The 23,519-nt window shown below is 69.1% G+C and carries 23 protein-coding genes; 14 read left to right on the forward strand and 9 right to left on the reverse strand.

Annotated features, from left to right (window positions below):
- The first annotated feature begins 16 nt into the window (after window positions 1–16).
- The 5 genes from BM249_RS07375 (at window position 17) to BM249_RS07385 (ending at window position 3,786) form a co-directional block, all read left to right on the forward strand.
- Window positions 17–967 carry a LysR family transcriptional regulator gene (locus BM249_RS07375; RefSeq protein ID WP_091970438.1) on the forward strand — a complete coding sequence of 317 codons (951 nt, stop codon included), beginning with the start codon at window positions 17–19 and terminating at the stop codon, window positions 965–967.
- Between the two features lie 22 nt (window positions 968–989).
- Window positions 990–1,148 (forward strand): hypothetical protein, encoded by a 159-nt coding sequence (locus BM249_RS21585; protein ID WP_177232351.1) that lies wholly within the window; start codon window positions 990–992, stop codon window positions 1,146–1,148.
- 172 nt (window positions 1,149–1,320) lie between these two features.
- The gene (locus BM249_RS07380) at window positions 1,321–2,958 is read left to right on the forward strand and encodes an acyl-CoA synthetase (protein WP_091970440.1); all 1,638 of its coding nucleotides are present in this window, start codon (window positions 1,321–1,323) and stop codon (window positions 2,956–2,958) included.
- 370 nt (window positions 2,959–3,328) lie between these two features.
- A complete protein-coding gene (locus BM249_RS21590) occupies window positions 3,329–3,493 on the forward strand; it encodes a hypothetical protein (protein WP_177232352.1) in 165 nt (54 codons plus the stop codon).
- A gap of 2 nt (window positions 3,494–3,495) precedes the next feature.
- Window positions 3,496–3,786: a hypothetical protein gene (locus BM249_RS07385; RefSeq protein ID WP_091970441.1), complete on the forward strand. Its 291-nt coding sequence runs from the start codon at window positions 3,496–3,498 to the stop codon at window positions 3,784–3,786.
- Between the two features lie 246 nt (window positions 3,787–4,032).
- On the opposite strand, the gene typA is transcribed toward BM249_RS07385, so the two are convergent.
- The 5 genes from typA to BM249_RS07410 form a co-directional block, all read right to left on the reverse strand.
- Window positions 4,033–5,853, reverse strand: a complete 1,821-nt coding sequence (gene typA, locus BM249_RS07390; protein WP_091970444.1) for a translational GTPase TypA — start codon at window positions 5,851–5,853, stop codon at window positions 4,033–4,035.
- Between the two features lie 188 nt (window positions 5,854–6,041).
- A complete protein-coding gene (locus BM249_RS07395) occupies window positions 6,042–7,550 on the reverse strand; it encodes a hypothetical protein (protein ID WP_244528633.1) in 1,509 nt (502 codons plus the stop codon).
- Window positions 7,551–7,620: 70 nt separating this feature from the next.
- Complete coding sequence (locus BM249_RS07400) at window positions 7,621–7,959, reverse strand: DUF3325 domain-containing protein (protein ID WP_091970535.1); 339 nt, start codon at window positions 7,957–7,959, stop codon at window positions 7,621–7,623.
- Between the two features lie 14 nt (window positions 7,960–7,973).
- Window positions 7,974–9,491, reverse strand: coding sequence for a PepSY-associated TM helix domain-containing protein (locus BM249_RS07405; RefSeq protein WP_091970446.1), 1,518 nt, complete (start codon window positions 9,489–9,491; stop codon window positions 7,974–7,976).
- On the reverse strand, window positions 9,488–9,817 hold the full coding sequence (locus BM249_RS07410; protein ID WP_091970448.1) for an iron transporter: 330 nt from the start codon (window positions 9,815–9,817) through the stop codon (window positions 9,488–9,490). The genes BM249_RS07405 and BM249_RS07410 overlap by 4 nt, the downstream gene beginning before the upstream one ends.
- A gap of 382 nt (window positions 9,818–10,199) precedes the next feature.
- Between BM249_RS07410 and minC (BM249_RS07415) the strand changes: the two genes are divergently transcribed.
- The 5 genes from minC (BM249_RS07415) to BM249_RS07435 all read left to right on the forward strand — a co-directional run bounded on the left by minC (BM249_RS07415) (window position 10,200) and on the right by BM249_RS07435 (window position 13,302).
- Complete coding sequence (minC, locus tag BM249_RS07415; RefSeq protein WP_244528638.1) at window positions 10,200–10,856, forward strand: septum site-determining protein MinC; 657 nt, start codon at window positions 10,200–10,202, stop codon at window positions 10,854–10,856.
- A 320-nt stretch (window positions 10,857–11,176) separates the two neighbouring features.
- Complete coding sequence (gene minC / locus BM249_RS07420; protein ID WP_091970452.1) at window positions 11,177–11,878, forward strand: septum site-determining protein MinC; 702 nt, start codon at window positions 11,177–11,179, stop codon at window positions 11,876–11,878.
- 14 nt (window positions 11,879–11,892) lie between these two features.
- Window positions 11,893–12,708, forward strand: a complete 816-nt coding sequence (gene minD / locus BM249_RS07425; RefSeq protein WP_091970454.1) for a septum site-determining protein MinD — start codon at window positions 11,893–11,895, stop codon at window positions 12,706–12,708.
- Window positions 12,705–12,974, forward strand: a complete 270-nt coding sequence (minE, locus tag BM249_RS07430) for a cell division topological specificity factor MinE (RefSeq protein WP_091970456.1) — start codon at window positions 12,705–12,707, stop codon at window positions 12,972–12,974. Before minD ends, minE begins: the two co-directional genes overlap by 4 nt.
- 199 nt (window positions 12,975–13,173) lie before the next feature.
- Window positions 13,174–13,302, forward strand: a complete 129-nt coding sequence (locus BM249_RS07435) for a TFIIS helical bundle-like domain containing protein (protein WP_091970458.1) — start codon at window positions 13,174–13,176, stop codon at window positions 13,300–13,302.
- Between the two features lie 142 nt (window positions 13,303–13,444).
- Here BM249_RS07435 and BM249_RS07440 read toward each other — a convergent pair whose 3' ends face one another.
- Together BM249_RS07440 and BM249_RS07445 are read right to left on the reverse strand one after the other, a co-directional pair.
- The gene (locus BM249_RS07440) at window positions 13,445–13,660 is read right to left on the reverse strand and encodes a hypothetical protein (protein WP_091970460.1); all 216 of its coding nucleotides are present in this window, start codon (window positions 13,658–13,660) and stop codon (window positions 13,445–13,447) included.
- A 201-nt stretch (window positions 13,661–13,861) separates the two neighbouring features.
- Window positions 13,862–14,437: a helix-hairpin-helix domain-containing protein gene (locus BM249_RS07445; RefSeq protein WP_091970462.1), complete on the reverse strand. Its 576-nt coding sequence runs from the start codon at window positions 14,435–14,437 to the stop codon at window positions 13,862–13,864.
- Window positions 14,438–14,655: 218 nt separating this feature from the next.
- On the opposite strand from BM249_RS07445, the gene BM249_RS07450 reads away from it, so the two are divergent.
- The 4 genes from BM249_RS07450 (at window position 14,656) to BM249_RS21595 (ending at window position 20,139) form a co-directional block, all read left to right on the forward strand.
- Window positions 14,656–16,533 (forward strand): ABC transporter ATP-binding protein, encoded by a 1,878-nt coding sequence (locus tag BM249_RS07450; protein ID WP_091970463.1) that lies wholly within the window; start codon window positions 14,656–14,658, stop codon window positions 16,531–16,533.
- A 347-nt stretch (window positions 16,534–16,880) separates the two neighbouring features.
- Window positions 16,881–18,068 (forward strand): patatin-like phospholipase family protein, encoded by a 1,188-nt coding sequence (locus tag BM249_RS07455; RefSeq protein ID WP_091970465.1) that lies wholly within the window; start codon window positions 16,881–16,883, stop codon window positions 18,066–18,068.
- A gap of 126 nt (window positions 18,069–18,194) precedes the next feature.
- The gene (locus BM249_RS07460) at window positions 18,195–19,820 is read left to right on the forward strand and encodes an ABC-F family ATP-binding cassette domain-containing protein (RefSeq protein WP_091970467.1); all 1,626 of its coding nucleotides are present in this window, start codon (window positions 18,195–18,197) and stop codon (window positions 19,818–19,820) included.
- A 181-nt stretch (window positions 19,821–20,001) separates the two neighbouring features.
- Window positions 20,002–20,139: a hypothetical protein gene (locus BM249_RS21595; protein ID WP_177232353.1), complete on the forward strand. Its 138-nt coding sequence runs from the start codon at window positions 20,002–20,004 to the stop codon at window positions 20,137–20,139.
- A gap of 353 nt (window positions 20,140–20,492) precedes the next feature.
- Here the strand turns inward: BM249_RS21595 and BM249_RS07465 are convergent, their stop codons facing one another.
- Together BM249_RS07465 and BM249_RS07470 are read right to left on the reverse strand one after the other, a co-directional pair.
- Window positions 20,493–21,152, reverse strand: coding sequence for a GNAT family N-acetyltransferase (locus BM249_RS07465; RefSeq protein WP_091970469.1), 660 nt, complete (start codon window positions 21,150–21,152; stop codon window positions 20,493–20,495).
- On the reverse strand, window positions 21,152–23,494 hold the full coding sequence (locus tag BM249_RS07470; RefSeq protein ID WP_091970471.1) for an Orn/Lys/Arg family decarboxylase: 2,343 nt from the start codon (window positions 23,492–23,494) through the stop codon (window positions 21,152–21,154). Before BM249_RS07470 ends, BM249_RS07465 begins: the two co-directional genes overlap by 1 nt.
- Between the last annotated feature and the right edge of the window lie 25 nt (window positions 23,495–23,519).

Below are 23,519 nucleotides of genomic sequence, written 5' to 3' on the forward strand. Positions count from 1 at the left end.
ACAGAACGAATCGATAATGACTATTGATCATATCGATCTCAGCCGGATCGACCTCAACGGCCTCGTGGCCCTCGACGCCCTCTTGAGCGAACGCAGCGTCACCCGCGCGGCGGCGCGGGTCGGCATCGGTCAATCGGCCATGAGTTCGTCGTTGGCCCGCCTGCGGATCCTGTTCGGCGACGAACTCCTGACCCGCGCACCGGAGGGCATGCGGCCGACGCCCCGTGCCCTGGCGCTGGCCGAACCCGTCCGCACCCTCCTGCGGCAGGTGCAGTCCCTGGTGCGGCGCGACGAGACCTTCGATCCGCGCACGGTGACCCGCACCTTCACCCTCGGCCTGCCCGACAGCACGGAAGTGCTCCTCGGGCCGAAGCTCCTCGCCTACCTGCGGGCGGAGGCGCCGGGCATCAGCCTGCTCCTGCGCTCCATCGACCGCATCCGCATCCTGCAGGAACTGGATGCCGACCGGGTCGATCTCGGCATCGGTTTCTTCACGGAGGGGCAGACCCACCACAAGCGCCGGCTGCTCTACCGCGACAACTACCTCTGCATGTTCAACGCCAGCCTCGTGGGCGTCACGCCGCCGATCTCGCTCGAAGACTACCTGCGCTTCCCCCACGTCCTCACCAGCCTGAAGGAGACGGCGCACGGGGTGGTGGACGATGCCCTCGCCAAGCTCGGCTTGCACCGGACCCTGGCGGTGACGACGCCGCGCTTCCTCGCCGTGCCGTTCCTCGTGCGCAGCGCACCCGTCCTCACCACCATGCACGCGCGTCTCGCCACCTTCTTCGCCGGGGCGCTGGGGCTGAGCGTCAGCCCGGCCCCCGTCGACCTCGAAGAGGTGTCGGTCTCCCTCCTGTGGCACGCCTCCTACGACGACGACCCGGCCCATCGCTGGCTGCGCGCCACGATCCTGCGCCTCGCGGAAGCCGATCCGCCGGGCACCGGTTTCACGGCGGCGCGTTGAGAGCGATCAACGGAGGACGCCCATGGCCGACGACCACGACGCCAAGCCCGCGGAGAAGAAACCCGCCAACACCGCCCCCGACGCCGTGAAGGACCCCAACGAGAAGACCGACGGCAAGCCCGGCCTCGGCCCCTCGGGCGGCAACAAGCCCGACGGCGAGACCGATCCCGGCGGCGGCTGAACCTGAAGTCCGGGTTCGAAGGGCGAGCCCTTCGTGGGTCCAGGGCCAAGCCTTGGGCTCTTCGTCGGGCTCTGCCCGACACCCGCCAAAGGGATGATCCCTTTGGAAACCCGTTCGGACATTGTCGGACGGAGGCGGATCGGTACTGTTGCCCCGAAAAGGGAGACACGCCATGAATGCCCCCCGGCCGTCGATCTACGACCGCGACCTCGACCGCAATCCGGCCAATTACCAGCCGCTGACGCCGCTCAGCTACCTCGACCGGGCCGCACGGGTGTTTCCCGACCACGTCGCGGTGATCCACGGCGCCCTGCGGCGGAGCTACGCCGACCTCTACGCCCGCAGCCGGCGCCTCGCGGCGGCCCTCACGGCGCGCGGCCTCGGCCGGGGCGACACCGTGGCGGTGATGCTGGCCAACACCCCTGAGATGATCGAGTGCCATTACGGCGTGCCCATGACCGGCGCCGTGCTCAACACCCTCAACACCCGCCTCGACGCCGCCGGCCTCGCCTTCTGCCTCGACCACGGCGAGGCCAAGGTGCTCATCACCGACCGGGAGTTCTCGAAAGTGGTCGCCCCCGCCCTGGCGCAGGCGGGCGTCAAACCCCTGGTGATCGATGTCGACGATCCGGTCTTCACCGGCGCGGGCGAAACCCTCGGCAGCCTCGGTTACGAGGCTTTGCTCGCCAAGGGCGATCCGGCGGCGGATTGGGTGATGCCGGCGGACGAGTGGGACGCCATCTCCCTCAACTACACCTCGGGCACCACGGGCGACCCGAAGGGCGTGGTCTATCACCATCGCGGCGCCGCCCTGCTGTCGCTCGGCAACGTCATCACGGGCGGCCTCGGGCAGCATCCGGTCTATCTCTGGACCCTGCCGATGTTCCACTGCAACGGCTGGTGCTTCCCCTGGACCCTGTCGGTGGTGGCCGGCACCCATGTCTGCCTGCGGCAGGTCCGGGCCGGGGCGCTCTACGAATCCATCGCCGAGCACGGCGTCACCCACCTCTGCGGCGCCCCCATCGTGATGCAGCTGCTGCTCGGGGCGAGCGACGCCGAGCGCCGCCCCCTCCCCCACCGGGTCGCCTTCCTGACGGCCGCCGCGCCCCCGCCCCAGGCGGTGCTGGCCGCCATGGGAGAATCCGGGTTCGACGTCACGCATCTCTACGGCCTCACCGAGACCTACGGCCCGGCAGTGGTGAACGCCTGGCATCGCGACTGGGACGCCCTCGACGCCGATGCGCGGGCCGAGAAGATGGCGCGCCAGGGGGTGCGCTACCCCGTGCTGGAGGGCTTCGACATCCGCGATCCCGAGACGGGTGAGTCGGTGCCGGCCGACGGCACCACGCTCGGCGAGGCGATGTTTCGCGGCAACGTGGTGATGCGCGGCTACCTCAAGAATCCCACGGCCACGCAGGCCGCGTTCAAGGGCGGCTGGTTCCGCTCCGGCGACCTCGGGGTGAAGCACCCCGACGGCTACATCCAGCTGAAAGACCGCTCCAAGGACATCATCATCTCGGGCGGCGAGAACATCTCGTCCATCGAGGTGGAAGACGCCCTGTTCCGCCATCCGGCGGTCGCCTCCGCCGCCGTGGTGGCCCGGCCGGATGAGAAATGGGGCGAGACCCCCATGGCCTTCGTCGAACTCAAACCCGGCGCGACGCTCGAGGCCGACGCCCTGGTCGCGTGGTGCCGCGAGCGGCTGGCCGGTTACAAGCTCCCGCGCCACATCGTCTTTGGGGAGCTGCCCAAGACCGCCACGGGCAAGGTGCAGAAATATCTACTACGGGAGCGGGCAAAGGAGGGGTGACGCCGAGTCTTGTCGCCCGCGCCCCAGGGCCGAGGGTGGAGAAGGTTCGTTCTCCCTCGGCGTCGCTTGGTCAGGATCAAAGCAAAGGTTCATGGACCACCCATGCCGTGCTGTGCGGGATCGCCCGGTTGTTCGCCTTGAGCAACAGCGCGGACCGAACGTTGTCGAAGGCTCTTTAATCCAACACCTTTAAGTGACGCGAACACTCGGAACGATCACCTTACGTTTTTCTTGATTGTCCGAGCCCTGCGATTTCGCGGACGGCGCTTCGGGCGAACTGCCCCAACGCCCTCGGTGAAAGCAGCCATCCCGGCCGAGCACCGTGGCGTCATGCGGCGCGAACCCGGCGACGGCTGCCCCCGTCACAAGCATGAGTCAGCACGTCATGGATTCTGCGGCCAAGCCTCATTACGGCACCGAGCAAAAGAAGAAGTCGAGACATCTCCTGTATATCATCGCCTTCCTGGGTCTCCTGATCACGACCGTCTTCTTCGGGCTCTACCTGTTCGGCCAACGTTTCGGCGTTCCGGTTTGAGAATGGGCTCGATCATCGGAAGCGGCGGCACGGACGACGCAAAGGCGACGCTCGAGGGCGTGCGCTGGCGTCGACCGATACTCCTCACCCTCCTCGTGTGTTTCGGCAGTCTATCCCCCTTCGGAGCGGAGGCGGCAGCCGGGACGCGCTCGGCGTGGACGGTGAAATGCGAACGGCGCGCCGAACAGATCGGCATGCGACAGCAGTTGAGAGCCCCGTTCATCAAACAATGCGTCGCCGGCTATCGCATCAACGGGCAGCGCGACCTTCAGGACAGGAAACAGAAATTCTAGTGCATCGATCCAGACGGAGGCTTCAGCCGTGTCTGGGAAACTTGATGCAAAAACAAAAGCCTCGTGCTCTGGCGCAGGAACGAAGTGATTGCGTCATAGCACGAGAGCGTTCCTTCGCCGAACCGGCGTCCGCTTCGGCGGACTAGGCTCCGGGCACGACACCAGTCCGGCAGGAGTCCGCCTGGACCTCCAAACGAAAAAGGCCGGGCGAATGCCCGGCCTCCATCACGTCAACGGTGGGTCGCCTTACGCGACCCCGCCCGAACGCTCGAAGCGCTTGCGCTCGTTCGGATCAAGATAGGTCTTGCGCAGGCGGATCGACTTCGGCGTGACTTCCATGAGCTCGTCGTCCTGAATCCAGGCGAGCGAACGCTCCAGGGTCATGCGGATCGGCGGGGTGAGGCGCACGGCCTCGTCCTTCGAGGTGGTGCGGATGTTGGTGAGCTTCTTGCCCTTGAGCACGTTCACCTCGAGGTCGTTCTCGCGGTTGTGCTCGCCGATGATCATGCCCTGATACACCTTGGCGCCGGGCTCGATCATCATCGGGCCGCGATCCTCCAGGTTCCACATGGCGTAGGCCACGGCCTCGCCCTTGTCGTTGGAGATCAGCACGCCGTTGCGGCGGCCGGGCATCTCGCCCTTGTAGGGCTCGTAGGCCTTGAACAGGCGGTTCATGATCGCGGTGCCGCGGGTGTCGGTCATGAGCTCACCCTGATAGCCGATGAGGCCACGGGTCGGCGCATGGAAGACGAGGCGCAGGCGCGAACCGCCCGACGGCTTCATCTCGATCATCTCGGCCTTGCGCTCGGACATCTTCTGCACGACGACGCCCGAGTATTCCTCGTCGACGTCCACCACCACTTCCTCGACGGGCTCGAGGGTGTTGCCGTCCTCGTCCTTCGACAGCACCACGCGGGGACGCGACACGGCGATCTCGAAGCCTTCGCGGCGCATGGTCTCGATGAGGATGGCGAGCTGGAGTTCGCCGCGGCCCGAGACGAAGAACGAATCCTTGTCGGCCGCTTCCTCGATCTTGAGCGTGACGTTGCCCTCGGCCTCCTTGAACAGGCGGTCGCGGATCATGCGGCTCGTGACCTTGTCGCCCTCGGTGCCGGCGAGGGGCGAGTCGTTGACGATGAACGACATGGTGACGGTGGGCGGATCGATGGGCTGGGCCTGGATCGGGGTGTCCACCTGCGGGTCGCAGAAGGTGTCGGCCACGGTGCCCTTCACGAGGCCCGCGATGGACACGATGTCGCCGGCCTCACCCACGTCGATGGGGGCGCGCTCCAGGCCGCGGAAGGCCAGGATCTTCGAGACGCGGCCGGTCTCCACGACCTTGCCCTCGCGGTCCATGACCTTGATCGACTGGTTCGGCTTCACCGTACCGGAGGCGATGCGGCCCGTGATGATGCGGCCGAGGAACGGGTTGGCCTCGAGCAGGGTGCCGAGCATCCGGAACGGGCCCTCCTCGACCTTGGCCTGGGGCACGTGCTCCAGCACGAGGTCGAACAGGGGTGCGAGGCCCTCGGCCTGGTCGCCGTCCGGCGACGTCGCCATCCAGCCGGCGCGGCCCGAGCCGTACAGGATCGGGAAGTCGAGCTGCTCGTCGGTGGCGTCCAGCGCCGCGAACAGGTCGAACACCTCGTTGACGACTTCCGTGATGCGGGCGTCGGGACGGTCGACCTTGTTGATCGCCACGATGGGGCGCAGGCCGATCTTGAGGGCCTTGCCGACCACGAACTTGGTCTGGGGCATCGGGCCTTCGGCGGCATCGACGAGCACGATCACGCCGTCGACCATCGACAGGATGCGCTCGACCTCGCCGCCGAAATCGGCGTGGCCGGGGGTATCGACGATGTTGACGCGGGTGTCCTTCCAGACGACCGAGGTCGCCTTGGCCAGGATCGTGATGCCGCGCTCCTTTTCGAGGTCGTTCGAATCCATGGCGCGCTCTTCGACGCGCTGATTCTCGCGGAACGAACCCGACTGCGACAGCAGCTTGTCGACGAGCGTGGTCTTGCCGTGATCGACGTGGGCGATGATGGCGATGTTGCGAAGCTTCATAGGGTATCCGGAAGCGAGACGAGCCCGTCACGCGACAGGCCGCGGCGTTGCGGCCGGCAGCGCCGGGTCACGGGATCGAGCTATCGCGTCGCAATAGAAGGTGCGGGCCGATCCGGCAAGGCCCCCCGCCCCGGCACCTGGGCATGGCGGTCGCCCGCCCGACGCACGACCGGCGGCGAGAAGCGCCCTCAGCGCGCCTCCACCGGCCGCACCGACCACGTGCCCCAATAGATCGGGCGGCCGAACACGGAGGATTCCGTCTGGCCGGAAAAGCCCGGGGCGCGGCGGTCGAGCCACGTGACGAACCCGGCCTTGCCCGGATAGTTCGTCGGGGTCGCGAGGTTGCCGTAGCGGTCGGTCATCCAGAAATGCTGGGCGCGGCTGAAGCGGCCGGTGCCGTCGCCGCCCGAGCGCAGGCCGAGATAATTCGGCGAGCGCATGATCGCCATGGGGTCGGCGTACCATTTCAGGCCCGCGATGGAGCCGAGGGCGAGGTCCGGGGTGTACTGGACGCAGAGATCGGCCACCGGGCCGTCCATGGTGTTGGACGGGCGGTTGCAGCTGTAGGCCACCACCCAGCGGTCCATGCCCTTGGCTTTCGCGACGCGCACCAGGGCCTCGCCCGGCAGGGGCTCGGCGACGAGGCGGGCCGACGACCACGGCCGGTCGGCAGCCGGGTCCTTGCCCGTGCGCAGGTAGAGGCCGAGGCGGCGCTCGGCGGCGGGCTTGGCGCAATCGGACGGCAGCACGTCCGTGTAGAAGTAGTGGTAGACTTGATCGACCACGCTGATGGAGCCGACGAGGTCGTTGCGGTCGAAGCCCGTCCCCGGGCAGTTGCCCACGATGGCGGCCCCGGTCTCGTCGAGGACGGGACTCGGGGCGGGGTTGCTCGCGCGGCGCGACCGGCGGCGCCCGCCGCCTTCGGGGTTGAACGGCACCCACAGGGCGCCGTCGTCATCCGTACTGCGGATGTCGAACCGCTCGAAATCGGCGGTGCGGGCCTGCATCAGGGCGTGGCGGTTGCCGCTCGGGGTCGGCACCGTGGTGAGGAGGAAGACGTAGCTGTAGACGTCGCCGCTCCAGTCGCGACCGGCGACCACCATGGGATGGCGGGCGGCGATGCCCTCCTGCACCGCCTCGGGTGCCTCCGGTTCACGCACGCGGCGGCTCCGGCTCCGCCGACCCCGGTGCTCGGCGACGCGGGCGAGCTCCCACAACCGGGCCTCCGTCGGCGGGAGGGTGGTGGCGAGTTGCTCGGGCATGGATCCGGAGCGCACGGCGCCGCCGTCGAGGGGGCTCTCGGCCCGGCGCGGGGCGCACGCTTCGCCCCGGCGGGTCCGCTGGGGCGTCTCGGCCTGATAGATCGCCTGAAGCCGGCCACCGCCCTCGGCGGGGCGCAGAATCTGGACGTTCGCGGCCGATTCGCAGGGGCGCGGCACGAACAGGACACCTTCGGCCTCGCCGCCCCGGCAGATTTCGAGGGCGCCGCCGGCGGTGGAATAGCAACCGGGATCGGGGCCTTGCGCCGCCGCGGGGGCCGCCAGGGATCCAACGACGCATCCAGTCGTGAGAAGGGATTTCGCGAGGGCCCGGCGGGCGGCGACGCGGCGGATCGGGGCGAGGAGAGGCAGGGTCACGGTCCGGATATCGGCGAGGGTCGCGGCACCGCGCGGCAGGGCCGTTCCCCGACGGGGCACCGGCCCCGGCGGGCGTTTCGCCGGTACAGTTAGGGTGCGTCTCTCGCCCGTGAAGGGTGCGGAAAACCGGTCAGGCGAGGAAAGCCGCGACGGCGGCCACCGGCAGGGCCACGAGGGCCGCCGGACGGACCCAGCGCGGCCGATACGACACGAGGCCGACGACGAGGAGGGCCGCCCCCGTGAGCGAGCCGAACCATTGCACCGGCCCGAAATTCCAGTCCGCCGTGATCACGGCGGCGGCGAAGGCGGCCCCGATGCCGCACCAGCCGGCCACCCGCAGGGCCCGCGCCCGCCGCCGCGACGGACTTCCGAGGAAGATCGCGCGGTGGTGGCGATCCATGGCGAGGCACAGGGCGCTGAGCCCGGCGAAGCTGAGGGCGAGGGTGAGGAGAACGGAGGACGGGGTCATGCTCGGGGCCAGATTCATGCACGCGCCAGGGCGTCCGGGACCGCCGCGCGGGCGCGGGCGGGACCGCGATAGCGCGACACCTTGCGGGCGCCCCAGGCGAGGAGGAGGCCGATGGCGACCATGGCGGCGTCGAAGCCGAGGAAATCGAGGCCGCGATCCGTGGTGAGGGCGCCGACGACGGGGACGGCGAGGAACAGGAGGGCGGCAGCCATCCCCATCTCGCGCCAGGTCCGGGCGTGGGGCCGGGCGAGGCTCACGAGAGCGGCGACGCCCCAGGCCCCGAAGAAGACCCCACCCTCCCAGGTGGCGCGGGCGTCCAACTCCACCGGCAGCAGCCGGTTGGCGAGGAAGAACGCCGCGATGCCGATGGGCAGGCCGAGGATGGTGCCGAGGTTGAGGCCGCGTACGAGGCGCAGGCCGAAGCCCGGCGCCGCGCCGGCCTTCGGCGCCCGCGCCACCGCCCACAGGACGAGGCCGGTGGCGATGGTGGCCGAACCCATGACTCCGCACAGGAAGAACAGCACCCTCAGGGCCGGGCCGGCGAAATGCGCCTCGTGCAGGCCGAGGAAGCTCGTGAACACGTGGGCGGCGGGCTTGAGCGTCCCGAGGCGGGTGATCACGTCGCCTGAGGTCGCGTCGAACACCACCTGCGGATGCCGATGGGCGAGGCCCTTCGGTTCCTCGAACACCGCCACCACCGTGGCGGCGGCGTCACCCGGATTGTTGACGATGACCATTTCGAGGGGTTCGGACACCTCTCCTTGCGCCCGCGCCACCAGGGGGGCCAGGGGCAGGCCCTCGGCGGGGCGCCCGGCGGCGGCGCGCCAGGCCGGGCTCTGGCCGGATTCCACGAACAGGCGCAGTTCGTCGCCCCGATACGCCGAGGCGATGCCCCACGGCATGAGCGTGAAGGCGAGGGTGACGATGCCCGTGTAGGTGATCATGAGGTGGAACGGCAGGGCGAGCACGCCCGTGACGTTGTGGGCGTCGAGCCAGCCGCGCTGGGCCGACTTGTCCCGCCGGAAGGTGAAGAAATCCGAGAAGATCCGCCGGTGGGTGACGATGCCGGAAACCAGGGCGACGAGGAGGATCAGGGCGCTCGCCCCGACGATCCAGCGGCCGACCAGCGGCATCATCTGCAGTTCAAAATGGAAGCGGTAGAGGAAATCCCCGCCCTGCGTCGCTCGCGCCGTGCTGAGTTGGCCGGTCCCGGCGTCGAGGGTCGCCTGCTTGATCGGCGTGTCGAAGCTGTCGAACCAGTACACGTCGAGGAGGGGCCGCTCCTCCTGCGGCAGCGACACGAACCACGCCACGGCTTTGGGGGCGTGGACCTTGAGGTAGGCCGCCCCCCGCTCAGCCGCGACACCCGGCTCCACGGCGGCGGCCCGGACTTCCGGTCGCATCCAGAGGGAGATGTCGCTTCGATAGTAGGTCGCCGTGCCGGTGACGAACACACAGAACATCACCCAGCCGGTCACGAGACCGGCCCAGGTGTGCAGCCACGCCATGGATTGGCGAAATCCCTGTCTCATGCGGCAGGCACCGTCTCGACGAGGGTGAGGGCCAGCCACAGGCCGAGGGCCAGCAGCCCCCCCGGCACGGCGAGGCCGAGGGCGGCCCGCGCGAGGGTGCGGGCGGAAAACACCCAGATCACCGCCCCGACCAGGATGGCGAAGCTGAGGAGTGTCGCCGTCGCCACGGCCTCGGAGCGGGCCATGGGCAGGACGAGGGAGAGGAACGCCGTCGCGAGGGCGGCGACGCCGTAGCCGCCGAAGGCCGCCAGCGCCACCCGCCCGGCCACGGCGGCGCGCAGGCGCCAGCCCGGATCGGCGGTTCGCAGGGCGGCTTCGTCCGGCATCGGCGGCACCTTCTCGGGGGGTACGGCCGGGCGGACGTGTCTTCGAGGACAGACGTCGCACCGCCGCGAAACTACAGGGGCTCCCTATAGCGAACGGCGTCTTCGGCGGGCAATCGCTATGTTATGGAACAATTCCAAGGTTGCTTCGGCTTGCCATGGTGGCCCTGCCGAAACCTCCCGTCGAGACGGCGTCATACCGGCAGACGCCTTCCCCGCATCAAATCGTGTTGACGGACCGATTGGGTGTCCACGCCCGGCCCCGCTCCGGGTTAACATGGGGTCAAGATCCCGGGCGCACCGCCCGCCCCACGCCTGTCGGAAGATCGCCGCCGTGACCGCAAGCCCCGCCCGCCCACCGATCCGCTTTCGCGGTCGCTCGTTCATGGCCCTGGTCCTGGCCCCCGTGCCGCCGGTGTCCGATTGGCTCGCCGAACTCGATGCCCTGGCCAAGCGCTCGCCCGCCTTCTTCGTCGGCCGCCCGGTCATCCTGGAGATCTCGGGGGCCGCCCTCGACCGCGAGGGCCTGCGCGCCCTCGTGGCGGAACTGTCGGACCGCAGCGTCACCGTGATGGGCATCGAGGGCGCCGGCCCCGGCCTGCTCGGCGACGGCCTGCCGCCGCCGCTGGCGGGGGGACGGCCCGTGGAGGAGGTCGCGGCCCCGGAGGAGGCCCCCGAGGCACGGGTATCCGTGAGTCAGGCGCCGGCGCCGGCTCGCTCCCTCATCCTCGACGCCCCCGTGCGCTCGGGACAGACGGTACTGCATCTCGACGGCGACATCACCGTCATGGGCTCGGTGGCATCGGGCGCCGAGGTGATCGCCGGGGGCTCGCTCCACGTCTACGGCGCCCTGCGGGGCCGGGCCATCGCGGGGGCGGCGGGCAATCCGGAGGCCCGCATCACCTGCCGCAAATTCGAGCCCGAACTCATCGCCATCGACGGGCTCTACCGCACGGCCGACGATCTCGGCCCGGTCCAGCGCGGCCTGCCGGCTCAGGTCCGTCTGGAAGGCGACGCCATCAAGGTCGCGGCGCTGGAGTAAGGGTTCTCCCGAAGCATCCGCCGCGCCATCGGCCCTCGAGACGAGAACCGTCCAGGGGCGGGCGTTTTGCGCGGTACGCGAACAGCCCCCCCCGGACGGGGGGAAGCGCGGCGTCCGCGTGACAGGCGCCCTGATGATCGTGCCGGTTCCCGATCACCCTCCGCTGCGCTCCGGACCTTCGGGGAAAAGGCCCCCGGCGGGCACGCGCGGGATCATGGAATCCCAGGATGGGAGCGAACTTTCGTCCTTTGACCACGGGCCGTTAACCAAGCGGTAACCATACCGGGCATCAATGGTCTGGTAAGGAATCGCGAGACGCCGTGACCAGCGCCCCCACTCCCCGCCGATCCGTCGAACTCCGTGGCCGGGCCTTCAAGGCCCTCGTCCTGGCCCCGGAGACGCCGCTTCCCGATTGGTTCGCCGATCTGGACGAGGCCCTGAAGCGCTCGCCGACGCTGTTCGACGGGCGCGCCCTGATCCTCGACGTCGCGGCGCTGGCGCCGGACGCCCACGGCCTCGACACCCTGCTGTCCGACCTCGGCAGCCGCCGCATTCGCATCCTCGGCATCGAGGGTTCGGAACTTCCCCTCGTCGGTCCGGGGCGCCCGCCCTGGCTCAGCGCGGGACGCCCGGTCTCGACCATCGAGATCCCCACCGTGCCGGCGGAGCCGCCGACGCCGCCTGAGCCCGCCACCACGTCCCTCACCATCGAGGGGTCGGTGCGGTCGGGTCAGTCCATCGTCCACCCCACCGGCGACGTCACCGTGATGGGCTCGGTCTCCTCGGGGGCCGAGATCCTCGCCGGCGGGTCCATCCACGTCTACGGCGCCCTGCGGGGGCGCGCCATCGCCGGCGCCGCCCGCAACCCCCGCGCCCGCATCTGCTGCCGCAAGTTCGAGCCCGAACTCCTCGGCATCGACCGCCTCGTCCGCACGGCCGAGGACATGGGCACCCACTTGCGCGGCCAAGCCGTGCAGATCTGGCTCGATGGCGGCGCCATCAAATTCGCATCCTTGGATTGAGGGAAACCACTCGTATGGCCAAGATTCTGGTCGTGACATCAGGCAAGGGCGGCGTCGGCAAGACGACGACGACGGCGGCCCTCGGTGCGGCGCTCGCGCAGGCGGGCCAAAGCGTGGCGGTGGTCGATTTCGATGTCGGCCTGCGCAACCTCGACCTCGTGATGGGCGCCGAGCGCCGCGTGGTCTACGACCTCATCAACGTGGTCAACGGCGACGCCAAGCTCAACCAGGCCCTCATCCGCGACAAGCGCCTGGAGAACCTCTCCCTGCTGCCCGCCTCGCAGACCCGCGACAAGGACGCGCTCACGGACGAGGGCGTGGCCCGCGTCATGGAGGAACTCCGCGAAAAGTTCGACTGGGTGATCTGCGATTCGCCCGCCGGCATCGAGCGCGGCGCGACGCTCGCCATGCGCCACGCCGATCTCGCCGTGGTGGTGACCAACCCCGAGGTGTCCTCGGTGCGCGATTCCGACCGGATCATCGGCCTGCTCGACTCGAAGACCGTCAAGGCAGAGCGCGGCGAGACCATGGAGAAGCACCTCATCCTCACCCGCTACGACCCCGCCCGGGCCGACCGCGGCGACATGCTCAAGATCGACGACGTGCTCGAGATCCTGTCGATCCCGCTGCTCGCCATCATCCCCGAGAGCATGGAAGTGCTGCGCGCCTCCAACGTCGGCTGCCCCGTCACCCTCAACAATCCGCTCTGCGCCCCGTCGCGCGCCTACATCGACGCGGTCCGCCGCCTCAAGGGCGACACGGTGCCGATGGCGGTCCCTTCGGACAAGAAATCCCTGCTCAACAAACTGTTCACCCGGAGGGCGGCATGAGTCTGCGTAAGATGTTCAACCGGCGCGGGTCCGCGCCGGTGGCCCGTGACCGCCTGCAGCTCATCCTCGCGCATGAGCGCGGGAATGCCGGCGGCTCCGATCTGGTCATGGTCCTGCGCGAGGAAATTCTTGCGGTCATCGCCAAGCACGTGGTGGTGGAACAGGACCGGGTGCAGATCCGCCTGGACCGCGGCAAGGACGTCTCGACCCTCGGCGTCGACATCGAGCTGCCCGTCCCCCTCGTCCCCCGGCGTCAGGCCGCTTGAGCCGGCACCGGATGAACCCAACACCCGCGCGGGAGACGCATCCATCCCGCGCGGCGAAGCCCTTCCAGGCGCCCGCGCACCGGCTCGGCCTCGAAACCCGCGCTCCGTCGGCCAGGCGCGACGGAACAGGGATCGGCGCCCGCGTGTTGATTGGTGAAGCTGCGCCGTTCTTGTCGGTGCCCCACACCAGGAGACAGCCATGAGTTTGATCGGACGCCTCGTCACCAAGATCCTCGGCAACGAGGACCGCCCCGTGGTGCGCGACGAGCGCAACTACGAATCGAGCAGCCCCATCGGCCGGCTCGTGACCAAGATTCTCCGCAAGTAAGCCTCCCGCCCGGCGGCGCCGCGGGTCCCTTCAGGATCGCGGCGCTGCCCCCAGGCGGGGCCGAAGGCTGGAGCCTCAGACACATTCGAAGGCCGGGCGCGGATTCGATCCCCCGGCCGGCCCCACGCGAGGATCCGCGAGGCTATTGCTGCGCGCGTTTGATGATCGCTTGCAGGGCTCGGGCCACGGGCTCCGAGACGTTCTTGCGGTACTTGCGGTGGACGAGCTGACCGTTGTGATAAATGTCGTGCTCGACGTAGAGTTTGTCGCCGTCCCAGCGGACGATATTGTCGGTCTCGGTGGTCTCTTCGACGCCGAGATCCTCGCGGAAGGTCACGCCACCGGCTTGCGCAAACATGGTCGGTCCTGGGCTTCGATACGGCTGGCGTCGCCGCGCTTCACTGTAGGCACCCTGGACGCCGGGCGCTAGAGCGATCCGTGCCGAAGCGGTGGCCGGCTCGGCGCGAGAGAACGCACCAAACCAATGGGTTAGACGCCCGGGCGATGGCGACGCGGCCGCGAATGGCGGAGGCCCCCACCAGCCCCGCCCTCGCCCGCCTCAACGCACCGTGACCTGATCCTTGATCCGCTCGTAGGTCGCCCGGTTCAGGACCCGCTTCGACAGCAATTGATCGACGGACGCGTAGGGACGCTTCTGGACGATGGAGCGCCCGATCATCCCGCCCCCCTTGAGGCGGTTGAGGTCGGCGACGCTGGCGGTGTTGAGATCGACGATGGCCATGGCACGGGGCCCGGCATTGTCGGCGGCGGCGTCCGCCGCATCCTCCGGGGCGGGCGGCGGCGCGGTCTCTCGCGGCGCGGCCACGGGCGGGGGAGACGGTGGCTCCGGAATCGGCGCGGCGGAAACCTGCGGCGCCGGGGCCGGGGCCGGTACGGCCGGGGTCTGCGCCAGGGGCGCGGGCGGCACCTCGGCCGGAGGTTTCGGCGGGGCGGGCGGCGGGGCCGGAACCGGGGCGAGATCGACCCGGCGCACGGGGCGCGCCGGCTCGCCGACCACGGCGACCGGCTCAGACTCGGCGGACCGGGGCAGCCAGTAGAATTGAATCAGGCTCGTAAGCCCCGCCGCCACGATGAAAAGGAGCGCGACCCGCAGGAAAGCTGAACCGCTGAGCATTCGTGGGCGGCCTCGTCGGCGGAACTATACACCGTTGCTTATCATGGGTCTGGAACCAACGTCTCGATACGACGACGGAGCCCTCGATTCTCCTGTCGATAAGCGGCTCGTTCCCCGGGACGCGATGGCCCCGAAGGCGATCCCGCCCCCCGCCGCGACAGCCCCGCACCACCCGCCGGGCTCGACGACGGGGACTGCCGCCGCCATGGTCCGCCGCGATGCCAGACCCTCGTCCCGATCCCACCTCCACCTCCGCCCCCGCCGGCTCCCTCGCCGAGCGGTTCGGAGCCCTGCGCCATCTTCCGGCCCTGGCCCGCCTCGTCTACGCCGCGAGCCCGCGCCTCCTGCCGGTGAGCTTCGGCCTGCGCCTCGCCCGCGCCAGCCTGCCGGTGCTGATGCTCTACGTCGCCAAGCTCATCCTCGACGCCGTGGTGGCCGAGCATGGCCGCCCGCATGGCGCCGGCCTCGGCCTCGACGCGTGGCTCACCGATCCGGCCCTGCGGCACCTCGCCGGCCTCGTGCTCCTCGAATTCGCCCTCGCGGTGCTGGCCGATCTCCTCGGCCGGGCGAGCAACCTCGTCGACGGGCTGGTGGCCGATCGCTACGCCAACGCGGCGAGCCTGCGGCTCATGCGCCACGCCGCCAGCCTCGACCTCGCGCAGTTCGAGGATGCGGCGGGCCAGGACCGCCTGGAGCGGGCGCGCCGGCAGGTCACCGGTCGCTCGAACCTGCTATTTCAGCTGTTCGGACAGGGCCAGGACCTCGTCACCCTCGTCGCCTTCGCCATCGGGCTCGCCGCCTACGCGCCCTGGCTCATCCTCCTCGTGGCCCTCGCCCTGGTGCCGGCCTTCCTCAACGAGAGCTACTTCAACCGCCAGGGCTACCGCCTCGCCTGGAGGCGCACGCCGGAGCGGCGCCAGATCGATTACCTGCGCGGCCTCGGCGCCGGGGTCGAATCGGCCAAGGAGGTGAAGCTGTTCGGCCTCGAGGATTACATCGCGGGCCGTTACGCGGTGCTGGGCGAGAAGCTCATCGCCGACAACCGCGACCTCGCCCTGCGCCGCGCCGCCTGGGGCGGGGGCTTCGCGGCCCTGGGGAGTCTCGCCTACTACGTCGCCTACGCCACCCTGGTCTGGCGCACGGCGGCCGGGCAGTTCTCCATCGGCGATCTCGCGTTCCTCGCCGGGTCGTTCCAGCGCCTGCGCGGCCTCATCGAAGGCTTGCTCCAGGGGTTGTCGCAGATCGCCTCCGGGGCGCAGTACCTCGACGACCTCTTCGCGTTCTTCGCCCTGGTGCCCACGATCCGCTCGTCCCCGAACCCGGTGCCGTTCCCGAGCCCCATGGCCCACGGCATCGTGTTCGAGGATGTCGGCTTTCGCTATCCCGGCACCGACATCTGGGCCGTGCGCGGCCTCAGCTTCCATCTGCGCGCCGGGGAAGTCCTCGCCCTCGTCGGCGAGAACGGGGCCGGCAAGACCACCCTCGTCAAGCTCCTCACCCGCCTGTACGACCCCACGGAAGGCCGCGTCCTCCTCGATGGCCGACCGCTTGGCGATTACGACCTCGACGCCCTGCGCGCCCGGATCGGCGTGATCTTCCAGGATTTCGTGCGCTTCAACCTCACGGCGGGGCAGAATGTCGCCGTCGGGCGCATCGGGGCGGCGGAGGACGCGGACCGCATCGTGCGCTCGGCCGAGCGGGGTTTGGCCGATGCCGTCATCGCGCGTCTCCCCCTCGCCTACGACCAGCCGCTCGGCAAGCTGTTCGCCGAGGGCGTCGATCTCTCCGGCGGGCAGTGGCAGAAGATCGCCTTGAGTCGCGCCTACATGCGCGAGGCCGAGATCCTGGTCCTCGACGAGCCGACGGCGGCCCTCGACGCGCGGGCCGAGTTCGAGGTGTTCCGCCGCTTTCGCGACCTCGGCCGGGGCCGCACGGCCCTGCTCATCTCGCACCGCTTCTCCACGGTGCGGATGGCCGACCGCATCCTCGTGCTGGAGGGCGGCCGCGTGCTCGAATCGGGCACCCACGCGGAGCTGCAGGCGGCGGGCGGCCGCTACGCCGAGTTGTTCGAATTGCAGGCCGCCGGGTATCGCTGAGACGATCCCGTTCATCGTCTCCGACGGGACGGCAACGAATCGTTGTTGTCTCCGCAGGCTCCCCGCTTCAGGTGCCGCTCGGGCCGCGCGGGTCTCCTTTCCTGTCATGAGTGGTGCCTGTTATGCTCGAAAGCGATCGCGCGAAGATTGCGAAATGCCCTTCCCGTAAGCCCGAAAGCTCTCATCGCCCCCGAAACCGAACGGACCGGCCGGGAACGCCTTCAGAGATCTGTGGCCGCGAAGGCACGCCCGGGCCGGAACGGAAGCGTGGCGGGAACGGGCGAACGGCCAAGCCTGTTCTTCGTGCTAGAACGGTCCCGTGGGGTCGGGCGGTTAGGAAACCAGTGATGTCTCGTCGTCTCGGATGGTCGCGCGGCGTCCTCGCCCTGCTCGTGGCCGGGCAGCTCGGCGCCTGCGGCTCGACACCGCGCACGCCCTATACGGCGAGCGAGGCCGCCGCCGCCCAGGTGCCCGGCATGGACCTCTCCGTGCGCGCCTACGCGGATGCCTCGGAGAAGACCTTCACCGAGATGGCCGCGCGGCCGGAGAACAGAAAGGTGCCGTTCGCCTACCTCGCCCTCTCGGGCGGCGGCGGCGACGGGGCCTACGGCGCCGGCATCCTCAACGGCTGGACGGAATCCGGCAAGCGCCCGGAATTCTCCCTCGTCTCCGGCGTCTCCACCGGCGCCCTCATCGCGCCCTTCGCCTTCGTCGGCCCGGAATACGACGCGGTCCTGAAGGACATCTACACCAGCGGCATCGCCTCGACCCTGGTGCAGTCGCCGAGCGTCACCAACATCCTGTTCGGCTCCGGCCTGTTCGGCGACGGGCGCCTGCGCGACCTCGTGCGCCGCTACGTGACGCCGGACCTCCTCGCGGCGGTGGCCGCCCAGCACGCCAAGGGCCGCCGTCTCCTCGTGGTGACGACGAACCTCGACTCCCAGCGCGCGGTGATCTGGAACATGGGCGCCATCGCGGCGAGCGGCAGCCCCACGGCCCTCGACCTGTTCGCCGACGTGCTCACGGCCTCGGCCAGCATCCCGGCGGTGTTCCCGCCCCAGCTCCTCGACGTGCAGGCGGAGGGCCGCGCCTTCCAGGAAATGCACGTCGACGGCTCCGTGGTGACCCCGGTGTTCACCCTGCCGCAATCGTTCCTCCTACGCGACGGCCGCTTCAAGGCCGGCGCCAAGTCGGACATCTACGTCATCATCAACGGGCGCCTGGAGCCGGAATTCGACCTCGCCCAGAACAACACCCTGTCGATCGTCGAGCGGTCGTTCACCACGGCGAGCCGCGCCCGCAGCCGCGCCACCATGGCGACCACCTACGCCTTCTCCCGCGCCAACGGCATCGGCTTCAACCTCACCTACATCGACGAATCGGCCCCCAACACCACCGCCGCGCGGGGCTTCGACACGGGCTACATGCGCGGCCTCTACGAGGCAGGCTACCGAGCGGGCCGCACGGGCACCTTCTGGCATCGCAACGTGCCGACCGCGCCCCTGCTGAAGACCGTGGTGTCCGAGGCGCGGTGAGCCGAGGGCGGCGCGCCACGAGGGTCCCCCCCGCGAGGGCGGCCCTCGTGCGCCATGGTGCGATGCGGTAGGGAAAGGACTTCCGGGGGGCGTTCCCGTCCACACCCGTCCGACACCGTGGCCCGCATGATCCAGATCGAAGACCTCACCTTCAGCGCCTGGGGCCGGCGCTTCTTCGACCGGGCGAGCGTCGCCGTGCCGCCGGGCACGAAGGTCGGGCTGGTCGGCCGCAACGGCGTCGGCAAATCGACCCTGTTCAAGATCATCCTCGGCACGTTCCAGCCCGATGGCGGCGCGATCCTGCTGCCGCGCACCGCCCGCGTCGCCAGCGTCGACCAGGAACATCCGGCCACGCCCATCAGCCTCATCGAGACGATCCTCGCCGCCGACACGGAGCGCGAGGCCCTCAACCGCGAACTCGAGACCGCCGAACCCGAGCGCATGGGCGAGATCTACGGTCGCCTCATCGAGATCGACGCCGACCGGGCGCCCGCCCGGGCCGGCGAGATCCTGGCCGGTCTCGGCTTCTCCGTCGCCGATCTCGAGCGGCCGATGGCGGAGTTCTCCGGCGGCTGGCGCATGCGCGTGGCGCTCGCCGCCGCCCTGTTCGCCGAGCCCGACATGCTGCTCCTCGACGAGCCGACGAACTACCTCGACCTCGAGGGCGCCCTGTGGCTGGAGGCGCGCCTGAAGCGCTACCCCCATTCGGCCCTTATCATCAGCCACGACCGCGAACTCTTAAACAATTCCGTCGACGCCATCCTGCACGTGGCCGGCGGAAAGCTCGAACTCTACACCGGCGGCTACGACGATTTCGAGAAGCGCCGGGCCGAGAAGGCCCGCCTCCAGGCTTCGACCAAACAGAAGCAGGACGCCGAGCGCGCCCACCTCCAGAGCTTCGTCGACCGGTTCAAGGCGTCGGCCTCCAAGGCCGCGCAGGCCCAGTCGCGGATGAAGCGCCTCGCCAAGATGGAGCCCGTGGCCACCACCATCGAGGAGCACGTGGCGCCGTTCCACCTGCCGTCGCCCAAGCGCCCCCTCGCTCCGCCTCTGATGCACCTCACCGACGCCTCCGTGGGCTACGGCGACGACGCCCCCACCTTGCGCGACCTCAACCTCACCCTCGACATCGATGATCGCATCGGTCTCCTCGGCGTCAACGGGGCGGGCAAATCCACCTTCGCCAAGATGGCGGCGGGGGCGTTGGCGATCCGCGACGGTCGGATGGTGCGGGAGGGGCGGGTCCAGGTCGGCTGGTTCCACCAGCATCAGATCGAGGCCATGGACCCGAAGGACACGCCGCTCGCCATCATCCGCCGCGAACGGCCCGACGACAGCGAGTCGGCCCGCCGGGCCAAGCTCGCGAGCTTCGGCCTGCCGTTCGACAAGCAGGAGACGACGGTGGATGCCCTGTCGGGCGGTGAGCGGGCACGCCTGCTCCTCAACCTCGTGGCGATGCAGGCGCCGCACCTGCTCATCCTCGACGAACCGACGAACCACCTCGACATCGACAGCCGCCGGGCGCTCCTCGATGCCCTCAACGATTACGGCGGCGCGGTGATCCTCATCACGCACGATCGCTCGCTCATGGAACTGGTGGCCGACCGCCTGTGGCTGGCCGCCGACAACACGGTCAAACCCTTCGCGGGCGACATGGACGATTACGCGAAATTCGTCCTCGACCGGACCCGCGCCGGCCAGCGCGCGCCGGGACAGGGCCGGGAAAAGAAGGGCAAGCGCCGGGCGGCGTGAGGGGGAAAGCCTTCCCGCAAGGAGGCGGGCTTGCGCCAGATGACGAATTTTTAATGAAATCCGGCCTCGCCTTTCGACGCCGCCCTGAAACCTGGAGGCAAGCCCGACGTTAATTCAGTGCAGCAGGCGAAAACCTGCTGAACCAAGCCAACAGACGTCAATCTTTTTGCGAGTAGAGAAGATGACAGACCCCGGCACCTTTCGCGAAGCCATCCTGGCCCTCACGGGACTCGGAGGAACCGCCTTCGCGGTCGAGCAATACATCAGATTTCGGCCCTGGACCCACACGGACACCAAGGCCAAGACCGGCACCACCTGAGACCTGACGGTCAAAGGCAGGACTCGACTTGGACCTCCCGCGTAAATTCTCGAAGCGACAGGATGGGCGCTTCTGGTTTACGCGAGTGGTCTGAAACCGTCTCCGGTTGATCGACTTGGCCCCGTGCAAGGCAACGGGCTCGCATCGTCTTGAAAGGCGGGGCGATCGTATCTGATCCCGGTTGTCGTTCCGGGGCGCGATAAGCGAACCTGAGACCCCAGAGCCGCTGATCGTGCAAAGCCTTGCACAACCTGAGTTTGTATCCCTGGGACGACGGGCGTTTGGGGATCACCAAAAAAGGCTCTCATCCCAACGGCAAAATCGCCCGGTCGGGACAAAACCCGCGCTCGCGATCAAGCGAGGCGATCACCCGGAAAGTCCACACCCGCGCGATGCGCCAAAGCATCGCCCCATTCGTGCTCCGCCACCACCGTCTCGACGGAGCGGCGCCAAGCGCCGGGCTGGTCGCTGGAACCCGACCCCAGGGCGCATTGCACCATCACGCTGTCGCTCCAGCGGCCGAACTTGTAGCCGACCGCCGGCAGGAGGCCGACGCGGACGAAGCCGCAGGCCTCGTGCAAGCGAAGTGAAGCCTCGTTCTTGGCGTCGATGTAGCCGATCATCTGGCGGTAGCCGCCCGCCGCGCAGGCCTCGATGAGGGCCGGCAGCAGGCGCCGGCCGATGCCGGCATGCAAGTGCTCGTGGTGAACGTAGATCGAGTGCTTGAGGGTGTAGCGATAGGCCGGCCGTTTGCGGAACGGCACGGCATAGGCGTAGCCCGCCACCACGCCGTCGCGGTCGGCGACGAGGTGCGGCAGGCGCTTCTTGCGCATGGCTTTCCGGCGCTTCTTGAGGTCGTCCGGATGGAGCGGGTCCTCCTCGAAATCGCCGACATCGCCGACCCCGCGCCGGATATGGTGGGCATAGATGTCCACCATGGCCGGCACGTCGGCATCCGACGAGGGCCGGATGACGAGGTTGGGATCGCTCGCCAGCACTGGCCCCACCGGCATCAACGGTTCTCGCGCATGACGTAGGTGTGGAACCGGATGGTGCCGTCCGGATCGACGTTGCGGAACACGCCCTGGATCTCGGCCTCGAAGCCGGGGAACAGGTTCGCCGAACGCTCGAACATCTTGAAGTAGTCCAGCATGGGTTTGGCCCGCTCGTCCAACCGCTCACCCGGCAGCACCGTGCCGATGCCCGGCGGGTAGACGAGAAGCAAGGTCGTCGCCACGCGGCCTTCCGCTTCCGCGATGGGCACGTAATCGACGTTGTTGCGGGTGAGTTGCTGCACCGCTTCCTTGGGGGTCATCACCATCTCGGGCAGGTGCCCCGGCTCGAACTGCTTGCGCTGGAGGGCGCTGGTGCCGTGCTCGCGGTGGAAGGCGTGGAAATCGGCGCAGAGGTCGCGCAGGCGCACGCCCTTGTAGCGGTTGGGCCGGCGCCGAACGAATTCCGGCATGGCCTCCTCCAGGGGCACGTTGTCGTCGTGCAGGCGCTTGAAGGCGACGAGGCCCGAGATCAGCGTGCCGGCCTTGGAGGATTCGACGCCCGGCGTGAGGAGGAAGAGCAGCGAGTTGAGGTCGTTCTTCTCCGGCACGATGCGGTTTTCGCGCAGGTACTGGGCGACGATGGGCGCGGGCACGCCGTGGGCGGCGTATTCGCCCGTGCGCCGGTCGAAGCCCGGGGTGAGCACCGTGAGCTTGTTCGGGTCCGTCATGGCGTAGTCGGGCGCCACGTGGGTGAAGCCGTGCCAGGACGCGCCGGGGGTCAGCTCCCAATGCTTCGGATTGCTCGCGAGGGCGTCCGTCGAGAGGCTCTCCCACGGCACCGGGCCGTCCGGCCCCGGCACGGTGTCGGGCACGAAGGGGTCGAAGAACCAGCGGCGGTTGGGATCGCCCTCGTTCTCCTCGAACTCCCGGCGGATGGCCCGGACCTTCTTGCGCCACTCGATGCCGAGGCGAATGGTGTCGTCCCACAGGACGACGCCCGAGCGGCCCTTCATCATCTGGGCGCCGACGTCGAGGGAGGCGAACAGGGGGTAGAACGGCGAGGTCGAGGCGTGGACGAGGAAGGTCTCGTTGAAGCGCCGGTGCTCGATCCGCCGGGTCTGGCCGCGGATGTGGCTGTCCTTGGTGTGGATCTGCGATGCCTGGGAGAAGCTCGCCAACTGCTTGTGGGTCGATTGCGTGGCGATGATGCCCGGCGAGGTCTCGTCGAGTCCTTTGAGCCCCATGGCGAAGCACCCGGCGAAGAGCGGGTGGAACTTCATGAAGCCGGCCCAGGCTTCGTCGAACAGGATGTAGTCGCAGAGATGTCCGATCTTATCGAGGATCATCTGGGCGTTGTAGATCGTGCCGTCGTAGGTGCACTGCTCCACCACCGCCACGCGGAACGGGCGCTCGCGCTTCCAGGCGTCGGGGTCCTTCACCAGGGGGTTGGTGCGGATCTTTTCGCGGATCGCCGTCTCGTCGAGGGCCTCGTGGTACATGGGGCCGATGAGGCCGAAGCAGTTGCGGTCGGTCTCGAGGAAGATCGGGATGCCGCCGCCGAGGAACAGGGCGCCGTGATGGGCCGCCTTGTGGTTGTTGCGGTCGAACAGCACGAGGTCGCCTTCCGCCACGAGGGCCGACAGCACGATCTTGTTCGAGGCCGAGGTGCCATTGAGGACGAAGTAGGTCTTCTCGGCGCCGAAGATGACGGCGGCTTCCTTCTGGGCCTTCAGGGCCGGGCCTTCGTGGACCAGGAGGTCGCCGAGATCGAGCACGGAGTTGTCGAGGTCGTCGCGAAACACCGCCTCGCCGAGGTGCTCGACGAAGATGCGGCCGATGGGCGAGCGGTTGTAGAAGATGCCGCCGTTATGGCCGGGGCAGGTCCAGAGCTGGTTGCCCTGCTCGGCGTAGTCGACCAGGGCGCCGAAGAACGGCGTCTTCAGGGTCTCGGCGTATTGCTTCACCCGGCTGACGAGGCCACGGGCGATGTAGTCCGGGGTTTCTTCGGCGAGGAAGATGTAGCCGTCGATGAAGTCGAGCACCTCGACGGGGATGTCCTCCAGGCGCTTGCGGCGGACCATGATCACGATGGGCATTTCCAGCCCGCGCTTGCGCATGAGGTTGATGAGGGCCGCCGCCTTGCCGTCCAGCCCGCGCTTGCCCCAATCCACCACCATGCAGCCGATGGCCGAGTCGGTCTGGACCGCGATGGCCGCGTCCTCGACGCGCCGCGCCCGCACCACCTCGAAGCCGAGTTTCTCGACCGAGCCGATGATCTGCTGCACCCGCACGCCCTCGAGGTCGTCCGGATCGAAGTTCGGCGCGCACATCAGCACGGTGAAGCGGCGGAAGAAGTCCATGCGGGAAACGGCTCCAAAGGCGGTG

This window comes from Methylobacterium gossipiicola (assembly GCF_900113485.1).
In the GTDB taxonomy this organism is placed as follows: domain Bacteria; phylum Pseudomonadota; class Alphaproteobacteria; order Rhizobiales; family Beijerinckiaceae; genus Methylobacterium; species Methylobacterium gossipiicola.